The organism is Colwellia sp. 6_MG-2023 (assembly GCF_030547765.1).
Taxonomy (GTDB): domain Bacteria; phylum Pseudomonadota; class Gammaproteobacteria; order Enterobacterales; family Alteromonadaceae; genus Colwellia.
The window spans coordinates 1-17,409 of sequence record NZ_JAUOPP010000037.1 but is presented as its reverse complement, the minus strand read 5'-3'; the positions used below and the strand labels follow the sequence as shown (position 1 = coordinate 17,409).

The 17,409-nt window shown below is 35.8% G+C and carries 16 protein-coding genes; 12 read left to right on the top strand and 4 right to left on the bottom strand.

Annotation, left to right across the window (positions count from 1 at the left end; all coding sequences use genetic code 11):
- Positions 1 to 17 precede the first annotated feature (17 nt).
- The 5 genes from Q4503_RS17875 to Q4503_RS17855 all read left to right on the top strand — a co-directional run bounded on the left by Q4503_RS17875 (position 18) and on the right by Q4503_RS17855 (position 4,463).
- Entirely contained in the window at positions 18 to 782 is a 765-nt protein-coding gene (locus tag Q4503_RS17875) for an SDR family NAD(P)-dependent oxidoreductase (RefSeq protein WP_303603090.1), read from the top strand.
- Between the two features lie 77 nt (positions 783 to 859).
- Positions 860 to 1,294 carry an RbsD/FucU family protein gene (locus Q4503_RS17870; protein WP_303603089.1) on the top strand — a complete coding sequence of 145 codons (435 nt, stop codon included), beginning with the start codon at positions 860 to 862 and terminating at the stop codon, positions 1,292 to 1,294.
- 174 nt (positions 1,295 to 1,468) lie between these two features.
- A complete protein-coding gene (locus Q4503_RS17865) occupies positions 1,469 to 2,710 on the top strand; it encodes an Nramp family divalent metal transporter (RefSeq protein WP_303603088.1) in 1,242 nt (413 codons plus the stop codon).
- Between the two features lie 11 nt (positions 2,711 to 2,721).
- Positions 2,722 to 3,225, top strand: coding sequence for a gluconokinase (locus Q4503_RS17860; RefSeq protein WP_303603087.1), 504 nt, complete (start codon positions 2,722 to 2,724; stop codon positions 3,223 to 3,225).
- 92 nt (positions 3,226 to 3,317) lie between these two features.
- A complete protein-coding gene (locus Q4503_RS17855) occupies positions 3,318 to 4,463 on the top strand; it encodes a polysaccharide lyase family 7 protein (protein WP_303603086.1) in 1,146 nt (381 codons plus the stop codon).
- Between the two features lie 342 nt (positions 4,464 to 4,805).
- On the opposite strand, the gene Q4503_RS17850 is transcribed toward Q4503_RS17855, so the two are convergent.
- Positions 4,806 to 5,492, bottom strand: a complete 687-nt coding sequence (locus Q4503_RS17850; RefSeq protein ID WP_303603085.1) for a PEP-CTERM sorting domain-containing protein — start codon at positions 5,490 to 5,492, stop codon at positions 4,806 to 4,808.
- 51 nt (positions 5,493 to 5,543) lie between these two features.
- On the opposite strand from Q4503_RS17850, the gene Q4503_RS17845 reads away from it, so the two are divergent.
- The 5 genes from Q4503_RS17845 (at position 5,544) to Q4503_RS17825 (ending at position 10,563) form a co-directional block, all read left to right on the top strand.
- Positions 5,544 to 5,714, top strand: a complete 171-nt coding sequence (locus tag Q4503_RS17845; RefSeq protein WP_303603084.1) for a hypothetical protein — start codon at positions 5,544 to 5,546, stop codon at positions 5,712 to 5,714.
- A 167-nt stretch (positions 5,715 to 5,881) separates the two neighbouring features.
- On the top strand, positions 5,882 to 7,792 hold the full coding sequence (gene speA, locus Q4503_RS17840) for a biosynthetic arginine decarboxylase (RefSeq protein ID WP_303603083.1): 1,911 nt from the start codon (positions 5,882 to 5,884) through the stop codon (positions 7,790 to 7,792).
- A 39-nt stretch (positions 7,793 to 7,831) separates the two neighbouring features.
- Positions 7,832 to 8,758 carry an agmatinase gene (speB, locus tag Q4503_RS17835; protein ID WP_303603082.1) on the top strand — a complete coding sequence of 309 codons (927 nt, stop codon included), beginning with the start codon at positions 7,832 to 7,834 and terminating at the stop codon, positions 8,756 to 8,758.
- A 468-nt stretch (positions 8,759 to 9,226) separates the two neighbouring features.
- On the top strand, positions 9,227 to 9,703 hold the full coding sequence (locus Q4503_RS17830; RefSeq protein ID WP_215973572.1) for an LEA type 2 family protein: 477 nt from the start codon (positions 9,227 to 9,229) through the stop codon (positions 9,701 to 9,703).
- Between the two features lie 185 nt (positions 9,704 to 9,888).
- Positions 9,889 to 10,563, top strand: a complete 675-nt coding sequence (locus Q4503_RS17825; protein WP_252727537.1) for a PEP-CTERM sorting domain-containing protein — start codon at positions 9,889 to 9,891, stop codon at positions 10,561 to 10,563.
- A 45-nt stretch (positions 10,564 to 10,608) separates the two neighbouring features.
- Here the strand turns inward: Q4503_RS17825 and Q4503_RS17820 are convergent, their stop codons facing one another.
- Together Q4503_RS17820 and Q4503_RS17815 are read right to left on the bottom strand one after the other, a co-directional pair.
- Entirely contained in the window at positions 10,609 to 11,220 is a 612-nt protein-coding gene (locus tag Q4503_RS17820; RefSeq protein WP_303603081.1) for a cupin domain-containing protein, read from the bottom strand.
- A 579-nt stretch (positions 11,221 to 11,799) separates the two neighbouring features.
- On the bottom strand, positions 11,800 to 12,531 hold the full coding sequence (locus Q4503_RS17815; protein ID WP_303603080.1) for a hypothetical protein: 732 nt from the start codon (positions 12,529 to 12,531) through the stop codon (positions 11,800 to 11,802).
- A 150-nt stretch (positions 12,532 to 12,681) separates the two neighbouring features.
- Here Q4503_RS17815 and Q4503_RS17810 point away from each other — a divergent pair, with 150 nt between their 5' ends.
- Both Q4503_RS17810 and Q4503_RS17805 read left to right on the top strand, forming a co-directional pair.
- Entirely contained in the window at positions 12,682 to 14,289 is a 1,608-nt protein-coding gene (locus Q4503_RS17810; RefSeq protein WP_303603079.1) for a M28 family metallopeptidase, read from the top strand.
- Positions 14,290 to 14,389: 100 nt separating this feature from the next.
- Positions 14,390 to 15,625: a DUF3754 domain-containing protein gene (locus Q4503_RS17805; protein ID WP_303603078.1), complete on the top strand. Its 1,236-nt coding sequence runs from the start codon at positions 14,390 to 14,392 to the stop codon at positions 15,623 to 15,625.
- A 140-nt stretch (positions 15,626 to 15,765) separates the two neighbouring features.
- Here the strand turns inward: Q4503_RS17805 and Q4503_RS17800 are convergent, their stop codons facing one another.
- Positions 15,766 to 16,701 carry a hypothetical protein gene (locus Q4503_RS17800; RefSeq protein ID WP_215973567.1) on the bottom strand — a complete coding sequence of 312 codons (936 nt, stop codon included), beginning with the start codon at positions 16,699 to 16,701 and terminating at the stop codon, positions 15,766 to 15,768.
- Between the last annotated feature and the right edge of the window lie 708 nt (positions 16,702 to 17,409).

Sequence of the window (17,409 nt, the reverse complement as noted above, 5' to 3'; positions counted from 1 at the left end):
TACTATTTAGGAATTACATGAACAAGAAATTAACAGAACAAAATGTTCTTATAACCGCAGGCGCGCAAGGCATTGGCGAAGCGATCACAAAACATTTTATTGATTGCGGAGCAAACGTTGCTATCCACTATTTTACTAGTGCTGATACTGCTAACAAATTAGTTGAATATGCAATCAGCAAAGGACAAAAAGCTATTGCGATAAGTGGCGACTTAACCACAGAAGCCGATGCAAATTCAATGGTTGAAAAAACGGTAGCAGCCCTAGGTGGTTTAAGCATACTTATTAATAATGCAGGCTCTCTTGTGGCAAGACGGTTATTAAGTGATATGGACGCAGAGTTTTGGCACAAAGTAATGGATATTAACCTTACTTCAATGATGTTCGTTACGCGAGCTGCATCGCCTTACCTTGCTAAGCATGAAAACAGCAGTATTGTAAATTTAGCTTCACTTGCTGGGCGTAAAGGTGGTCATCCAGGCTCTTTAGCCTATTCTACTAGCAAAGGCGCAATCCTTACTTTAACGCGTGCACTTTCTGCTGAACTTGGGCCTCAAGGTACACGTGTAAATGCTGTAGCTCCAGGGCTCATCCTTGGCACTTCGTTCCATAATACACATACAACAAAAGCATCAGCTGATGAAACCATTACAGGTATTCCAATTAAACGAGCTGGTAATGCTGATGATGTTGCGCGGGCAGTACTGTATTTAGCATCAGAGTATGATGGTTTTATTACCGGAGCTACACTAGATATTAATGGTGGCGTCTACAACATGTAATAGTTGTACAACGCTCTTGAGACTAGATCATTTAGATCTAGCCTTATTATTTTTGCTACTTTACTAAAGATAAAACAATGCTAAAAACAGCGGTAATACACCCTACAATTTTGGAAGCGCTAGCGCGATCAGGTCATTTTGCACAAGTTGTCATTGCTGATGGTAACTTACCAGTAGGTGCTATGACAGGAGCTAACTCAACAACCGTCCACCTTAATTTTCGCCCAGGGCTTTTAGATGCACTAACCGTGCTTGAAGGCATATTAGAAATTTGTCCTATTCAGGGGGCTATTGTTATGGAGAAACCTGAAGAAGCAGATGCAGAAATCCATCAGAGTTATCAGGAATTATTAGGAGATGTAACTTGGAATACAATGGAGCGTTGGGCTTTTTACGACCAAATACGTGAACCAACTACAACACTAATTATTCAAACCGGTGAACAACGTCGATTCGCTAATATTATTCTTACTGTGGGTGTAGTAAAAATGGCAGAAGAAAGTGGCTTTTAAATAAAGCATTATAAAATAAATTTATATAAATAGAGATAAACCCGCAAATGATATGACGGGTACTAGTATATAAAAAATATTTAATCAATAACTATAATGAGCTCAATAACAAGCTAGCTGTATGCAGCAGCTACACACGAATAATAATTAGTTTAAATTTCTGGGGAGAAAAAGTTGTCAGCATTAATAAGAAATATTTTAAGTTTTGGACCTGCGTTTTTAGCAATTGGATATACCATAGGTACTGGTAGCGTTACCGCGATGATAGTTGCAGGCAGTACTTTTGGAATGCAATTATTATGGGTTTTGCTACTCAGTTGTCTTTTTTCAGGCGTACTTATCTATGCTTATGGTAATTTCGCTTTAGTAACAGGTGAAACAGCACTTTACAGTTTTAAAAAACACCTTAAATATGGCAAGCCTATGGCGATACTTATCATTATAGGAGTGTCCTTTGGCCAATGGAATTCATTGGTTGGTATATTAGGGATTTCCGCTAATATTCTTTTTGAAATGATTGCCATGTACTTTCCTGATGTAATCCCTCACAAGTATAGCGTTGTGTTAGCTATTGCAGTAACTGTAATCAGCATCATGTATGCGATATTGCTTATTGGGAAATACTCACTGTTTGAAAAGATCCTGGTTATTTTTGTGTCTTGTATGGGCATATCTTTCATTTTATCACTGTTTGTAGTTCATCCTTTACCAGTCGAAGTAGCAAGAGGCCTTATACCTGTTATACCTGACGTAGAGGGCGGAAAAATGATGGTTGCAGCTTTCGTAGGCACAACCATGGCCGCAGCTACATTTCTTTCAAGACCTTTATTCATTCAAGGAAAAGGCTGGACTATTGAAGACAGAAAACAACAAAAGAAAGACGCCATTGTAGCAGCTGTCTTAGTATTTATTATTAGCGCAGCCGTGATGGCTGTTGCCGCAGGCGCTTTATTTCACGACGGTAAAAAAGTAACCGCTGTTGTTGATATGGTTGGTGCTTTAGAGCCAATAGCAGGAAAAGCAGCGCTTAGCGTATTCTTCTTCGGCACACTTGCTGCAGGTTTATCTTCGGTATTTCCTTGTATGTTAATCGCACCACTATTAATAGAAGATTATCGCTCTGGTAAGCTCGACACTCAATCGAAACAATTTAGAATCATTACAGGTATCGCCGCTATTTTTGCCCTAACCATCCCTGTATTCGGTTTTAATCCTGTTAAAGGACAATTATTAACGCAAGTATTTAATGTATTTGTGCTTCCTTTAGTGATCCTTGGGATCATATTGATGATCAACAAAAAAGAGTTAATGGGTAAGCATGCTGCGGGTTATTTACTTAATCTAGTATTGGGTTTTGCACTTTTATTCTCAGTAGTTATTTCCTATAACGGCATTCTTGCATTACTGGGTCAATAGGGAGCATTAGAATGATATTTATTGTTTGTGGTGTTTCAGGCACAGGTAAATCGACAATAGGCAAACTATTGGCAGATAAATTGAAGCTGCCTTTTTTTGACGGAGATGACTTCCACCCGCAATCTAACGTGAAAAAAATGAAAGATGGTATTGCTTTAAATGATAACGATAGACAGCCCTGGCTTGAATTACTTGCCACTGAGTTAGCATTATGGGGAGCCAATCGTGGTGCTGTGTTAGCTTGTTCTGCATTAAAAGAGTCTTATCGAAAGATCTTATCGTCGAAATACAAAGAAGAAATATATTGGGTTATTTTGCATGGTTCACGCGAACTACTTATAGATCGCTTAGATTCACGAACAGGACACTTCTTTAATTCGGCCTTATTAAACTCACAATTAGCAACGCTTGAATTACCAGATTATGGTTGGAAAATTGATATACAGCCCTCCCCTGATGAAATAATTAACACTATATCAGAACGCTTACATGTGAATGAAAAGATTGATCAGTAGCTTGATTACAGTACAGAACACTTATTTAAAAAATGTTTTAGATTACTTTCTATAACGATAAAAATTAACGATAAATAAATAGAGTATAGATTATGAACTTAATAAAAAAATTATCTCCTTATAGTTTAATAACACTTAGTACATTAGGGTTTAGTACATTAGGGTTTAGTACATTAGGGTTTAGTACATTAGGGTTTAGTACATTATTAACCGGCTGTGGAACTGCTAGCGACTCCCATGAGCAACGCCTTATATTACCTGCTGAAAAATTCGATTTAACTCACTGGCAAATAAACACACCTACCGATGTTGATAACGACGGTGTCGTTGATCTAATTAAAGTAAAAGAGCTACAAACCTACCAGCACCCTGATTATTTTTATATAAATGAGGATGGTAACTTGGTATTTGCCGCGCCAAATAAAGCAATTACCTCGGTAAACTCCACGAATACTCGTAGTGAATTACATCATATGTTAGGCGGTGAGCAAGGTGAGAAGTATGCCATTGCTAATAATTTCGCTCTAAAAGCAAATAAACAGGCGAGTGAATTTGCACAAGTTGGTGGTAATTTACAAGCAACACTTAACGTTAATCATGTTTCAAAAAGAGCTAAATATGCTGATAAGCCGACCGCCTTTTCAGTCGTTGTAGGCCAAGTTCATGCATCACAAGATCCCAGAAGGATCGCAGAAGGTGAAGGTTATGGCTACGGTAACGAACCCTTAAAAATATATTATAAAAAGCTACCAAATCATGAATATGGCTCTGTTTTTTGGACTTATGAACTGAACTTAGAAAAAGATAATCCTCAAAGAACAGATATTGCTTACCCTGTTTGGGGTAAAGCATGGCTTGATACTTCGAATCCTGGCGATGAAGGTATTGCACTTAATGAAGAGTTTAGTTATGAAGTAAATATATATGAAAACACCATGTATTTAACCTTTACAACAGCTCGTCATAAAGAAGTAAATTACGCTATTGATTTAACTAATAATATAGATGCTTACGGCAACGTTGATGAACGTGATCACCCAAATGGTTACACGGGCGACGCAAACTTCTTTAAAGCAGGTGCGTACAATCAATGCAGCACTAAAGACGATCCTAGCTTTCGTTATCCAGCATGTCCAGGCACAGGTGATTGGGCTACTGATAAAGAAAATGGCGACTATACTCAGGTAACATTTAGCCGCTTAACCGCTGGTAATGCTAGAGACCCTCAGGCTAAATAACCTGAACCCGGCTTAATAAATGTTTCTCTAGCAGCTATTTCTCCTAACTTCATCGTTAAATTTACTTGCGCAGCTCTATGAACAAAGCCTCAGCAGAAGTGTTGAGGTTTTTTTTATTCTGAGATTATTGAAAAATAAATTTAACGTATAGCTGTTTTAATGACATATTACTATATTAAGACATATTACTATATTAATAAGCATTGAAATGATGAGCTAATAAAAGGTTAAGTACCCTGTACTATTGTTGCTTAGGAAAGTTAATATTATCAATTACCAGAAACAAAAAAACACCAACCATTACAATTGATGTTTTTATAAATCTAAATATTTACAGGATTATTAAGACTTTTTCTTAAAACGACGAGAAGCAAATCCCATCAGACCTAATGCAATAATAGCAAGTGTCGATGGTTCTGAAACTGATGTTGCTGATACATCAGAAAGTCTAATTTGATAACCTGTTATATGAGCATTAGCAGAATTCAAAGCATCTAAACTAAGCTCTTGAGTATCACCTGTTGCAGTAAACTCACCGATAACATATTGGCCAAGCCCACTTCCACTAGCGTTCAATACCGAACTATTACCATTACTATCATCAAAATACATCTCACGACTTTTAGGTCTTAAATCAGTAAGCCATAATTGAATAGAATAAGATGCGCCTTCGATCAAGTTGCCGCCACCAATAGTCAATGTAGTTAAGTCTGAGCCATTTCCATAATCAAAGCTATTTAAGAAATTATCATAACTTTCATCACTTGTTGATGCACCATTCAACGCGCCAACAAAACCAGCTTTAGATAATAAAACAGTAGAATTATCAAACTCCACACCATTTACCGTAACGCTTCCAGAGTTTGTATTTGTAGCATTAATTGCTTCAACTGTAGTACCGACATCAAGTACATCATTAAAATCAGTACTATTTTGCACATCAGTCCAATTAATTATACCTGCATTAGCTGCTCCACTAACAAGTACTATCAATCCTGCAACGACTGTATTTAAAACCTTAAATTTCATGTTTGTTCCTTTCTAATTATATTTACACTCGAACAAGGTAAAGCAAAAAACATGCCACAAGAACAATTGCATTTTAATTCAATTGGTTACAATTCTAACAAAAAACGAAAAAGTAGTACTGTTAAAAAACCTGACATTACTGGCCCAACCAGTAAGCTTTCAATTGAGATGTTAGAAAGTCGTAAAGGGAATATCAATGGTATTTCTTCATCTATAATTTAATATTCTAAATATTGTCACGGTCTGCTATCTCGTACTAATCAATAATAATGGTTATTCATAATCATTTTTTTTGTTTGACATTAAACGGCTGTTAAATTCTAATTCGCCCCAATTACCAATGACTAATTCCCTTACTATTATTAGATGGCAAGGCTAAAGGAAAACGAATGAATAAAGATAATCTTGATAACGCACGCGCACATTACAACGTACGTCATTGGAGTCAGGGCTATTTTGGAATCAATGATGCAGGCAAGGTATATGTTGCACCTAAAGTTGATAATCAAGAGCACACAGTAGACTTAAATAGTATTGCTAAAATGATTGAAGATGAAGGATTAACACTACCCGCCTTAGTGCGATTTCCACAAATAATTCATCATCGCATTCATAGCCTATGTGAAGCGTTTAATAAAGCAATAGATGAATATGATTATCAGCAAAAATATTTATTGGTTTACCCTATTAAAGTCAACCAGCAACGAGAAGTTGTTGATGAAATTTTGGCAAGCCAACATAACAAAGAATACACTCAATTGGGGCTTGAAGCTGGCAGTAAAGCTGAATTGCTTGCTGTTTTAGCAATGGCTCAAAAAGTGTCTTCGGTTATTGTTTGTAATGGCTACAAAGATAGAGAATACGTGCGTTTAGCGTTAATCGGCGAGAAACTCGGACATCAAGTACATATTGTGCTAGAAAAAATGTCTGAACTTGAAATGATTTTAGCCGAAGCTAAAAAGTTGAATGTAGAACCTCGCCTGGGAATACGTGTGCGTTTAGCATCACAAGGCAAAGGAAAATGGCAAGCAAGTGGTGGTGAAAAATCAAAGTTTGGTTTATCAGCGTCACAAGTACTCAACGTTGTTAAAATTCTCAAACAAGAAAATATGCTTGATGCATTAAAGCTAGTGCATTTTCATTTAGGATCACAAATTGCCAACATTCGAGACATTAGGTTAGGTGTTAGTGAAGCGGCACGCTTTTATTGTGAGCTTCGCCGTATTGGTGCAGGCTTGTTATGTATGGATGTTGGCGGTGGTTTAGCTATTGATTATGATGGAACACGAAGCCAATCACATAACTCTATGAACTATAGTTTAGCTGAATATGCCAATAATATTGTTCACACTATTGGTGACATTTGTAAAAGCTATGATCAACCAATGCCCATGATTATTTCAGAGTCAGGTAGAGCATTAACCGCGCATCATGCAGTACTGATTTCTAATGTTATTGGTGCTGAATCATATGAACCAGAAAACATACAAGCACCGATACCAGATGAATCTATTTTACTAAATAATATGTGGCATTCGTTAGAACAATTAAACGATCGTAACGATGATCGCGCATTAATTGAAATTTATCACGACACACAAAGTGATTTAGCAGAAGTACATAGCCAATTTTCAATGGGCCTGTTGAATTTAACTCAGCGTGCTTGGGCTGAACAAATTAATTTACGCGTGTGTTATGAATTAAATCAATTAATGGATGCTAAAAACCGCTTCCATCGCCCAATAATGGATGACTTGACAGGAAAACTAGCAGATAAATTTTTTGTGAACTTTTCTTTATTTCAATCATTACCAGACGCATGGGGAATTGATCAAGTATTTCCGGTTCTACCATTAAATAACTTAGAAAAGTACCATGAAAAACGTGCAGTATTGTTAGACATTACGTGTGATTCTGATGGCACCATTGATCACTATGTTGACGGACAAGGTATTGAACACACCTTACCTGTACCAGCATGGACAGAAGATGAGCCATATTTACTCGGCTTTTTCTTAGTCGGTGCATATCAAGAAATTTTAGGTGACATGCATAATTTATTTGGTGATACCCATAGCGCAGTAGTAGTTGTAAATGACGATGGTGAAGCCGAAATTACCGAAATAAATGAAGGTGATACAGTTGAAGACATGCTGAATTATGTGCATTTAGATGCAAAATTATTTCAACAAACTTATGCCGATCTTATCGAAGCTAGGTTATCAAAAAGTGAAGGTGATGAAATATTTAAAGAGTTAGTTGATGGCTTAAAAGGCTATACCTACCTTGAAGATTTCTAAAGGTTACACTTGTAGCGTCTATATTTTTAGAGACAAATAATGAAAAATATTTTTAATCAGGTCGATGGGTCTATTTACTCAAATGCAATGACCTTTTTGCGCCAGCCTTTAGTTACAGACCCGGTAAAATCAGCTGCCGATATTGTAATTTTAGGCTTACCGTTTGACATGGCAACAACGGGACGTTCAGGCGCCCGCATGGGGCCTACCGCTATTAGGCAAGCATCGGTAAATTTAGCTTGGGAAGGAAAACGATTTCCGTGGCCTTTTAGCTTATTAAAGCATTGTAAGATTGTTGATGCTGGCGATTTGGTTTTTTCTCCTGGCGATTCGGCACACTTTTGTCAGCAAGTAGAAACGGCTGTTGGCCAGTTGCTTGCTTCGGATAAAACCGTGTTGTCGCTAGGCGGCGATCATTTTGTCACCTTGCCAATACTTCGTGCCTATGCAAAAAAGTTTGGCACTATGGCACTGATACATTTTGATGCGCATACTGATACATACAACAATGGTAGTTGTTATGATCATGGTACTATGTTTTATCATGCGCCTAAAGAAAACTTAATTGATAGAAATAAATCTATTCAAGTAGGTATTCGCACGAATTACAGATCAAAAGACCACGGTTTTTCTGTCATAAATGCTATGCAAGCAAATGATATAAGTGTTGATGAAATAACAACATTAATTAAAGACAGAGTGGGTAATATGCCGGTTTATTTAACCTTTGATATTGATTGCTTAGATCCTGCCTTTGCACCTGGCACAGGTACGCCTGTATGTGGTGGCATGAGTACAGATAAAGTATTAAAGGTTTTACGAGGTTTATCAGGTATTAATATTATCGGCATGGATGTAGTTGAAGTAGCGCCAGCTTACGACAATAGTGAAGTTACCGCGTTAGCCGCAGCAACAATCGCTTTAGAATTAGCACATTTGTGGACGGTCAAACACAAGCGACAATAATCGTTAACAACAAGTAATAATACTCAGCTCTTGAGTCAATTAAGCCACGCTTTAAATCGAATAAGCTTTAAGCGTGGCTTAAAAAATTTCAGTTTCAGTTTAAATTTCAAGGGTTCATTACACTCATTTTTTATAAATAATCTAACTAATACCCGTTTCATTAATTAGGTGAACAATTTTATACGTGGAAGAAATTGCCAAATACAAGGCATTTATTTCAATAACGAGTTGTGCTCATTATTAAATAAATAACGATGTAGTTGGTGATTTTAACAAGTAGAAATGCTCACATAGTTAGTGAGATTGGTATAACCTAATAAAGGAGTACTAATCACTCCTATGTTATAATTTATTGTCTTATACCCGTTTCATTAATTAAGTGAACAATTTTATACGTAGCAATGATCACATAGCTAGTGAGATTGGTATTATGATAAGTTGAAAAAAATTAATTCCTGAGGACAAACAATGACTATAGTGACAAAGCTACCAATACACCTGTTTTTCATAGCGACCTTATTTTTGTTATCTGGCTGCGCCACTATGAACCTAACCTACGAGGAGCCAAGTGTTGAAATAGTTTCTTTTAAAGCGCTGCCTGTTACCGGCTTCGAGCAGAACTTTGAAATAGGCCTGAAGTTAGTTAACCCTAATAATTTTGCATTGCCACTAAATGGTATTAGTTACCAACTGAACGTAGCAGACGAAACCCTAGCCCATGGTGTAGCTAAAAATATTCCAACCACGGAAGCTTACGGTGAATCACGCTTTATGGTGCCGGTTTCAACTAGCTTATTAAAAGGCATCAAAGTAATAAGTGCCCTTATGAAAAATAAAAACCAAGGCATTAACTATCAATTAAAAACAAAACTAGATATCAACATTCCTTTTATGCCGCCATTAACTGTTATTCAAGATGGTACAATTCCCCTCAACCAACCCTAGCTAACCTTATCAACTGACTTTAGGCTGTTTAACGCTTTTGGCTTGAAGACAACCCCCTAATAATGTTAGTCATTTACAGTAGAATTATTTTAATAAAAAAGAATATAGGACAGTTTAGCCATATTTTAACTTTTTCGCCTTGAGTATCATAGACACAATTAAGCGATATGAGTAAGGGCGATCAAATGAAATTTACATTATTAAAAGTTATTTTTACAAGTGGATTATTAGCATTAAGTACATTATCTAGCGCAGGAATTATTAACTCTGCAGACTATGAACTAACTAATATTGATGGATCTTTTACTTGGGGTAACACCAATTGGAACTTAGCTGGTTCAAAGGGTTATGTCGATAATACAGCCGACCTGAGCGAAATTGACACGTTATTGTCTGATGGTTATGAATTTTCATCGGGTAATACAGGTAAAGTAAATGGTATATATAATTGGTCTACATTCGGCTACCATGCATTTACTTATAATTTTGTCGAAACAACTACTTTCAGTGGCTTAGATTTATTAATATCTAGAAATTACAGTTTATTAACTCCATTTTTTGCTGAAGTGTTTGATGGTAATAACTGGACAACTTTAGTTAGTGGTACGACTGGTGATTTAGGCTTAACCTTAAGCATAATGAATAATCAAGCGACTACTCAAAACGTAAGTGTAGATTTTGGCTCGGTAACCGGAAATGCTATTCGGTTTGGTTATAACAATGGTAGTCAAATAGCATTACACGAAGTCACTTTTAACGGTAATGTTTCAACTACTTCAGTGCCAGAGCCATCTACATTTGCTATTTTTGCATTAGGTATGATTGGTTTAGCATCACGTCGATATAAAAAGGCGCTTTAGTTAAAGCTCCCACATTAAGTTAACTTGAATCACTAGTAACAATCGTTATTTCTTGGATACTGGTGATTCAGGGGAAACAGATGGACTTAGTTGTAAAATGATCTCTTTATGTTGTGGAAACATTTTTAAAAGTAACGCCTGATAACCTAGGGTCATATCTGCAAAATCAAATCCAGGTGATACCGCTTCACTAATTAATGAATATCCCTGTTTACCACCTTCAATTATTTTCGATGCTTTCCACGTACCACCAGGCACTGTTAGTTGTAGTAACTCACCAGCTGCCAAATTTGTCCCCATAACAACAGTTTTAAGCTTTCCTTCAGGGTCAATAAGATAGTATTTTATTGGATCACCTAATTGAAAATAATGCACAATATCTGACTTATTAAGGTGAAAATGCCCTATCGGTGATTCAGCACTTAGTAAGTAAAAAATTGACGTCATCGAAAATCGTTCTCCACTTTCCGTGGCTACTTTCGCTGTGTTACTAGCTTCATAGGTACGACGGTAAAAACCACCTTCAACGTGGCCTTCAAGGCCTAAATACGCAATTACTTGATCAACAGTCAAATTACTGGGCTTATCATCAGACCAAGCTTGAGTACTAATAATAGAGGTAGAAAGTAGTAATAAATAAAGGAGTGATTTATACATAAAGAATCCCATTAGCCTAGTAACATTTATTGAGTAATACCAATCTCACTAACTATGTGATCATTTCTACTTGCTGAAATCACCAACTACATCGTTATTTATTTAATAATTAGAACAACTAGTTATTGAAATAAATGCCTTGTATTTGGCAATTTTTTCTACGTATAAATTTGTTCACTTAATTAATGAAACTGGTATAAGATGAGCTGCCTTGTTAGAGAAATCCTTATCTCTGCAGCTCATAGTTTGATACAGCAAGAATTGTTCCACTCGTATATCACCGCGCGAGCCCAATAAATACGTTAATATATAGCAACGTATCGCACTCAAATTAAGCACAATCAGACGCTAGTCACTATTCTGCACCAATAGTTACTCACTTCACATAACTAATAATAAGGGAAGCCACTAATAGAGGATTACTCACAGAGCGAAAATAAGGAAGTAATAAATAACGATTAAATTAGTCGTATTATGTTAATAGCAAAGTTAATAGCAAAACCAATAATAGATAGCTGTTATTTAGCTTAATTTTCGCCACACTTAAACAACTTTCACTTTATTAAACCTAACTGATATCTACACTAAACCAATTTTTATATATTGATTGAGCTTATCATTATTCAATCTTTGTGGTGATATTTTGTCTATAATATCAACCGCTTTATATACTTCAGCCAAGCCTGCTCTATCGTCAAGTGGTATTTTATCAAATGAATCTGAGTCAATTGTCTCTTTAAGTAAAGCAAGCGTACTTGTTAAAGACTCTTTAAAATCAGGATCTGTTTTGGCCAATTCCACATCATCTAAAATCGTTTTAGCCGTTGATAACGCTTGTATTAATTCGGTAAGTGCGTCGCTATCTTCATCACTACTTTCTTCATCTGAGATATCGGTTTCAGTTGAGTCTGGTTCATCTAAACGCACTAAAAAATCACTAATATAACTGACCAAGCTTTGGTTCGGTAATGCATTATCTGCTGCTTCACTTGCATCTGATGCTGCAGAAGCAGTTCCTGCTAAACGAGAGTAATCTTGCTTAGAAATCAGTCCTAACTCATAAGCTCTTTCTTTAAATAAATCTATATCATCAAAATTTAGTCCACCTTGATTAAAAAACTCTCGACTTAATGAATCAACTTTTTGTGCTCTACTACTTAAAAATAAGTTTGAATTACTCTCCCCTGCTTGCTCTGTTGTTATTGTTTCTTGCTTATTAGCAGCGATAATTTCATCTATTTCAGAAGTAGTTGTAGATGCAGAAGAGCTAGCATTAAATAAGTTACTATAAGTATTAATATTATTAATCATTGTATGCTTCAACAAAAAATTGACGTTAGTAAAGCAAAAGCAAGCTTTATGCCTATATGTATAAAGCTTGTTATATACGAAAAATTTAGTTTTCTAGTGCCTATAAGTGCTTTATAGTATTAATAACTTTCCATAACATGAATTTTAATAATGACTAACAAATACATAGGCTTAAGCTTTATAGGGTTATCGCTTTTTATCTCAGCATGTACAACCAACATATTCTCCTCTCATAGTGACACGGTAAATCTTAATAATATTCATAAACATGTTAAGACGCTTGCATCTGACGAATTCGCTGGTCGCGGTCCTTTAACTATTGGTGAAGAACTGACTATTAATTATTTGGCCGAAGAATATAAAAAACTTGGTTTAGCTGGTGGTGTCAACGGTGAATTCTTCCAGCCTGTGCCTATGGCAAAACTAACGCCAGACCCAGCTATGGTGCTGAAAATAGGCAACTTGGAATTTGCGGCAGGTAAAGATTTTACTGCACGTACAGAACAAATCAGTGAAAAAATAGCCTTAGTTGAATCTGAGATCGTTTTTGTTGGTTATGGCATTAATGCACCAGAATACCAATGGAATGATTATCAAGACATTGACGTTACCGGTAAAACAGTCGTTATATTAGTTAATGATCCCGGCTTTGCCACTCAAAACGATTCTTTATTTACCGGCAATGCCATGACCTATTATGGTCGCTGGACTTATAAATATGAAGAAGCGGCAAGACAAGGCGCAAAAGCGGTTCTTATTATCCATGAAACTGCACCTGCAGCCTATCCTTGGAGCGTAGTAGAAAGTTCAAATACAGGTAGTAAATATACCTTAATTGATGAATTTAATAATAGTAGCAAACTACCTATTATGGGTTGGTTACATTACGATGCAACCGAAAAACTGATGTCTGCAGCAGGTCTAAATTATCAAGCATTGAAAGAACAAGCGTTAATGATAGACTTTAAAGCGATTCCATTAAATTTAACCGCTAATCTAGAGCTAAATAGCACCATAGAGCATGCAGAATCAAATAACGTTGTTGCGTTACTTGAAGGCACAACTCGTGCAGATGAATATATTATTGTCAGTGCGCATTGGGATCATTTTGGCACTAAGCAAACACCCACTGGCCCTAAAATTTATAATGGCGCAATTGATAATGCTACTGGCATAGCAGGCACAATAGAGATTGCCCGAATACTTAAAGAGCAACACAAAATAAAACCATTTGAACGCTCTATTTTGTTTGTTAATTTTACCGCTGAAGAAACCGGTTTAATCGGCTCAGAGTTATTTGCCAGAGGTGATATCATCCCTACAAAACAGATGGTTGGCCTATTGAATATTGACGGTATGAACGCCTTAGATGGTGTCGACTATATATTACAATATGGTAAAAACATGTCAGAGATGGAAGATTACTTAGCAGAAGCTGCCGCGAAACAACAACGCCAAGTAAAACTTGATCCTAGACCTCAAAATGGTTTGTTCTTCCGCTCAGACCACTTCTCATTTGCTAAACAAGGCGTACCAAGTTTGTTATTTATGAGCCTTGGTGATACTGATCCTGATTATATTGCACATAAATATCACAAAGAAGCAGATGACTACTCTAGCGATTGGTCTTTAGGTGGTGTTGAACAAGATATTTCATTAATTGTTGATATCGTTAGCGAGTTGGCCACAAATAATGACTGGCCTAAATGGAAAGAAAACTCTGACTTTAAAAAACGTCGCCTTCAAGATAAACAATAATTTTTATTAAAGGGTGTTTAGACGCCCTTTTTTATTCCATTATTCTTATATTTTACTATCACCTTAATCTCTAATCATTCACTTAAAACAACTTTATATTATGGCTAACGAACGATTCATCCCTTTTAGAAAACAAGATATTATTGAAATGTGCTCTCAAGCATTAACTGATGAAAAGTCTAAGCTTTCCTTTGAGCAGTTTTGCCAGCTTCTATCAAGTGTTACCCACTTTGATTATCACGAATTACTTGAGTCATTAAAAAATAATTACGCCCCTTTTGATCCAAATACCAATACTCAGCAATTAAAAAATCTTAGTTTAGAGCAACGTGAACATTGCCAAAAAGTTTTTGCTGAAAACTTTGCTGAAATTCTAAATGCAGCTAACTTTGAAAAGGTCACTGACCAAGACTTACAAGAAGCACTCACTGAAGAATCATTGTTTAAAGTTAGATTAGAAGTAGAATTTGATGACTTTGAACAAGTGGTATTTTATCGCCGAGGCGAGTCACAAAAGAGCGAAACTATTACTTCCTTTGGTGGACTTCGCAAACAAACAATTAACTTTACCAATTACGATCGTGTCGCGGTTTACATTACGTTTAAAAATAAAGCCTACTTTGATAAAAAAAACAAACAGCCAATAGGGTTTGAACCCAGTTCAACCATAATAAAGCTTTTTCAAAATGTGCCAAAAGCTGATTTAGAAATGCTATTCCCTAATAGTGAAGTAAGGATGCGCCGGATAGATAAAGTTATTATTGGCGCTTCAGCTTTAGTGGGCGGCACAGTGGTATTAGTAACCAAACTTGGTGCTTCTATTATTTTACTCGCTGCTTTACTGTCATTTTGGTTAGGTTGGCGTGCTGAATCTGTCGTGATGACGCAGCAACATATTATTTCATTTGGCCTAGGTATGGCGGTTTTTTTTGGCTTTGTGTTTAAAGAATGGAGTAAATTTAAAAATAGAAAAATTAAATTTATGAAAGCCTTATCAGATAATCTTTATTATAAAAACTTAGATAATAATGCTGGCGTTTTTCATACCTTAATTGATGCAGCTGAAGATGAAGATTTTAAAGAAGCATTAATCGCTTACACCTTCTTACTCATAAATACGCAAGGACTAACGTCATCAGAGCTAGATGACTTAATTGAAACCTGGTTTAAAGATAAATACAACTGCCAGCTAGACTTTGAAATATCTGATGCCCTAGCAAAGCTAGAGCGTATGCAGTTAATTACTATTGAGGGTGATAAATATCAAGCACTGCCTTTAGAGCAAGCAAAAAAGCACTTAGATCAACGTTGGGATTCCCTATTCAACTACCGTTAACCTTAGCGCTATGCAACTGTTATTAAACAACTCATCGTAAACTACAAAGCGTTACTTAAAGGGGCTGAACCGTTAGATAAAACAATGATGTTAATGTGTAAATATCAAAAACAGAAATGCGATAGCCTCAGTGATAAAGGTTAAAAAAACTTAATCACTGACAAATCACCAAAAGAGGTGTCTATATGTCTACCTGTTTGTTCCCAAGCTCGTAGTACTACCATTAACGCTTTATTACTTGCGGTCCAAGAAATACCACCGCCATATGCTGTGACTCTTTCGTCACCCGAATCTTTTAAACCGAGCTCTGGATCTATATTTCGAATATTCCCTTTACCTACTTTGTACTCAGCAAATACATGAACATTATGCGGTAAAGAAAATGATAAGAGTGAACCAACACTAACTCCATACGAATTAGACGTTAATTTAGTGGCTTTTGGTGCAGATGAATTTAAAAAATCAGCTTGAAACACTATATTATCTTTATCTTCTAGAGATACATGCTTAAAAGACCAGGCACCAACAATACTTAGCGCAACATCAAACTCATTACTTAGCTTTGGTCTGTTAAGAAAAAAATGCTCAAACAAAGATTCTTTATTATTAAAAGTATAAAAATTGTGTTGCCCAGACAGCTCAAACTTAGTTGACCGTGTATTTTTCGAGAAAATTTGTTCTGTTTGATTACCGCTTAAATTTTTAGCCGTGCTTTTCAACCCTTCAAGCGTTTGATAGTTAAAAGTGATTTTAGAGTTTTTAAATTTTCTATATGAAAGCAGCACATCTTGTGTTTTTGTTTCAACGTCATCATTAAAAATATCAGCTGAATAACCAATTTCAATGTCGTTAATATCAAAAAACACCCCCACTCGCTGATTGTTTACAGGCTCTAACATAAACAGTGCTTTTTGATTGCTCCTAGCCAAATCATCATATATTAACGTATGGCTGGTACTTGGATTTGAAATAGTTGTTCGTATTGATTTCAAGTCAAAGTCAAAAGCCGACACAGCATCAGATTTTAATACAGACAAAATGGCAAAGCTCACAATAACCCAGTAGTGGTGATTCATTAAAAGTACTCACAAAATTAATTTGTATTAGGGTAGCGTGTTTTTCGCCTTAAATTATCACAAAACATTCACAAATTTAAAAATTCAATAAAACAAGTGATTAGTGACAATAAATGTCTGCAATTTACATTGAATTCAATTTAACGGTTTCATGCGCTACAGCTGATAAAGGAGGATTTTATAACATAAATGATATGGATAAATTTCAAACAAATGAAAGTAATTGAACTATCGAATGAAATTATTTCGTTTGATGAGACCAGTAGATAAAAATATACTCGCTTTAGTTTTTGAATCTCCCCGATTTTATAAACAAAATTGTTTCATTTGCGTTACTTAGAGGACATCATTTGATGTCCTTTTTTTTATCTAACAATAACCTCATCTCAACTACATCCTATTTATCTTAAAAATTACCAACCAAAAGTTACGAATTAAATATGACTCATTAGGTACTGTTAACCAAATATTTTCGCTAATTTACTAAGCCTAATGTTGGCTTCTCAATTTGTTAACCATAAGTATTCAATCGTCATTAAAATATTAACTCCACCTTAATGGGTTAAAATAATTCAACTATCGAGTGAAATCATTTCGTTTGCTGAAAATAACCGGGGAAAATATACTGGCCTCAGTTTTTGAATCTCCCCGATTTTATAAACATATTGTTTCATTTGCTTTACTTAGAGGACATCATTTGATGTCCTT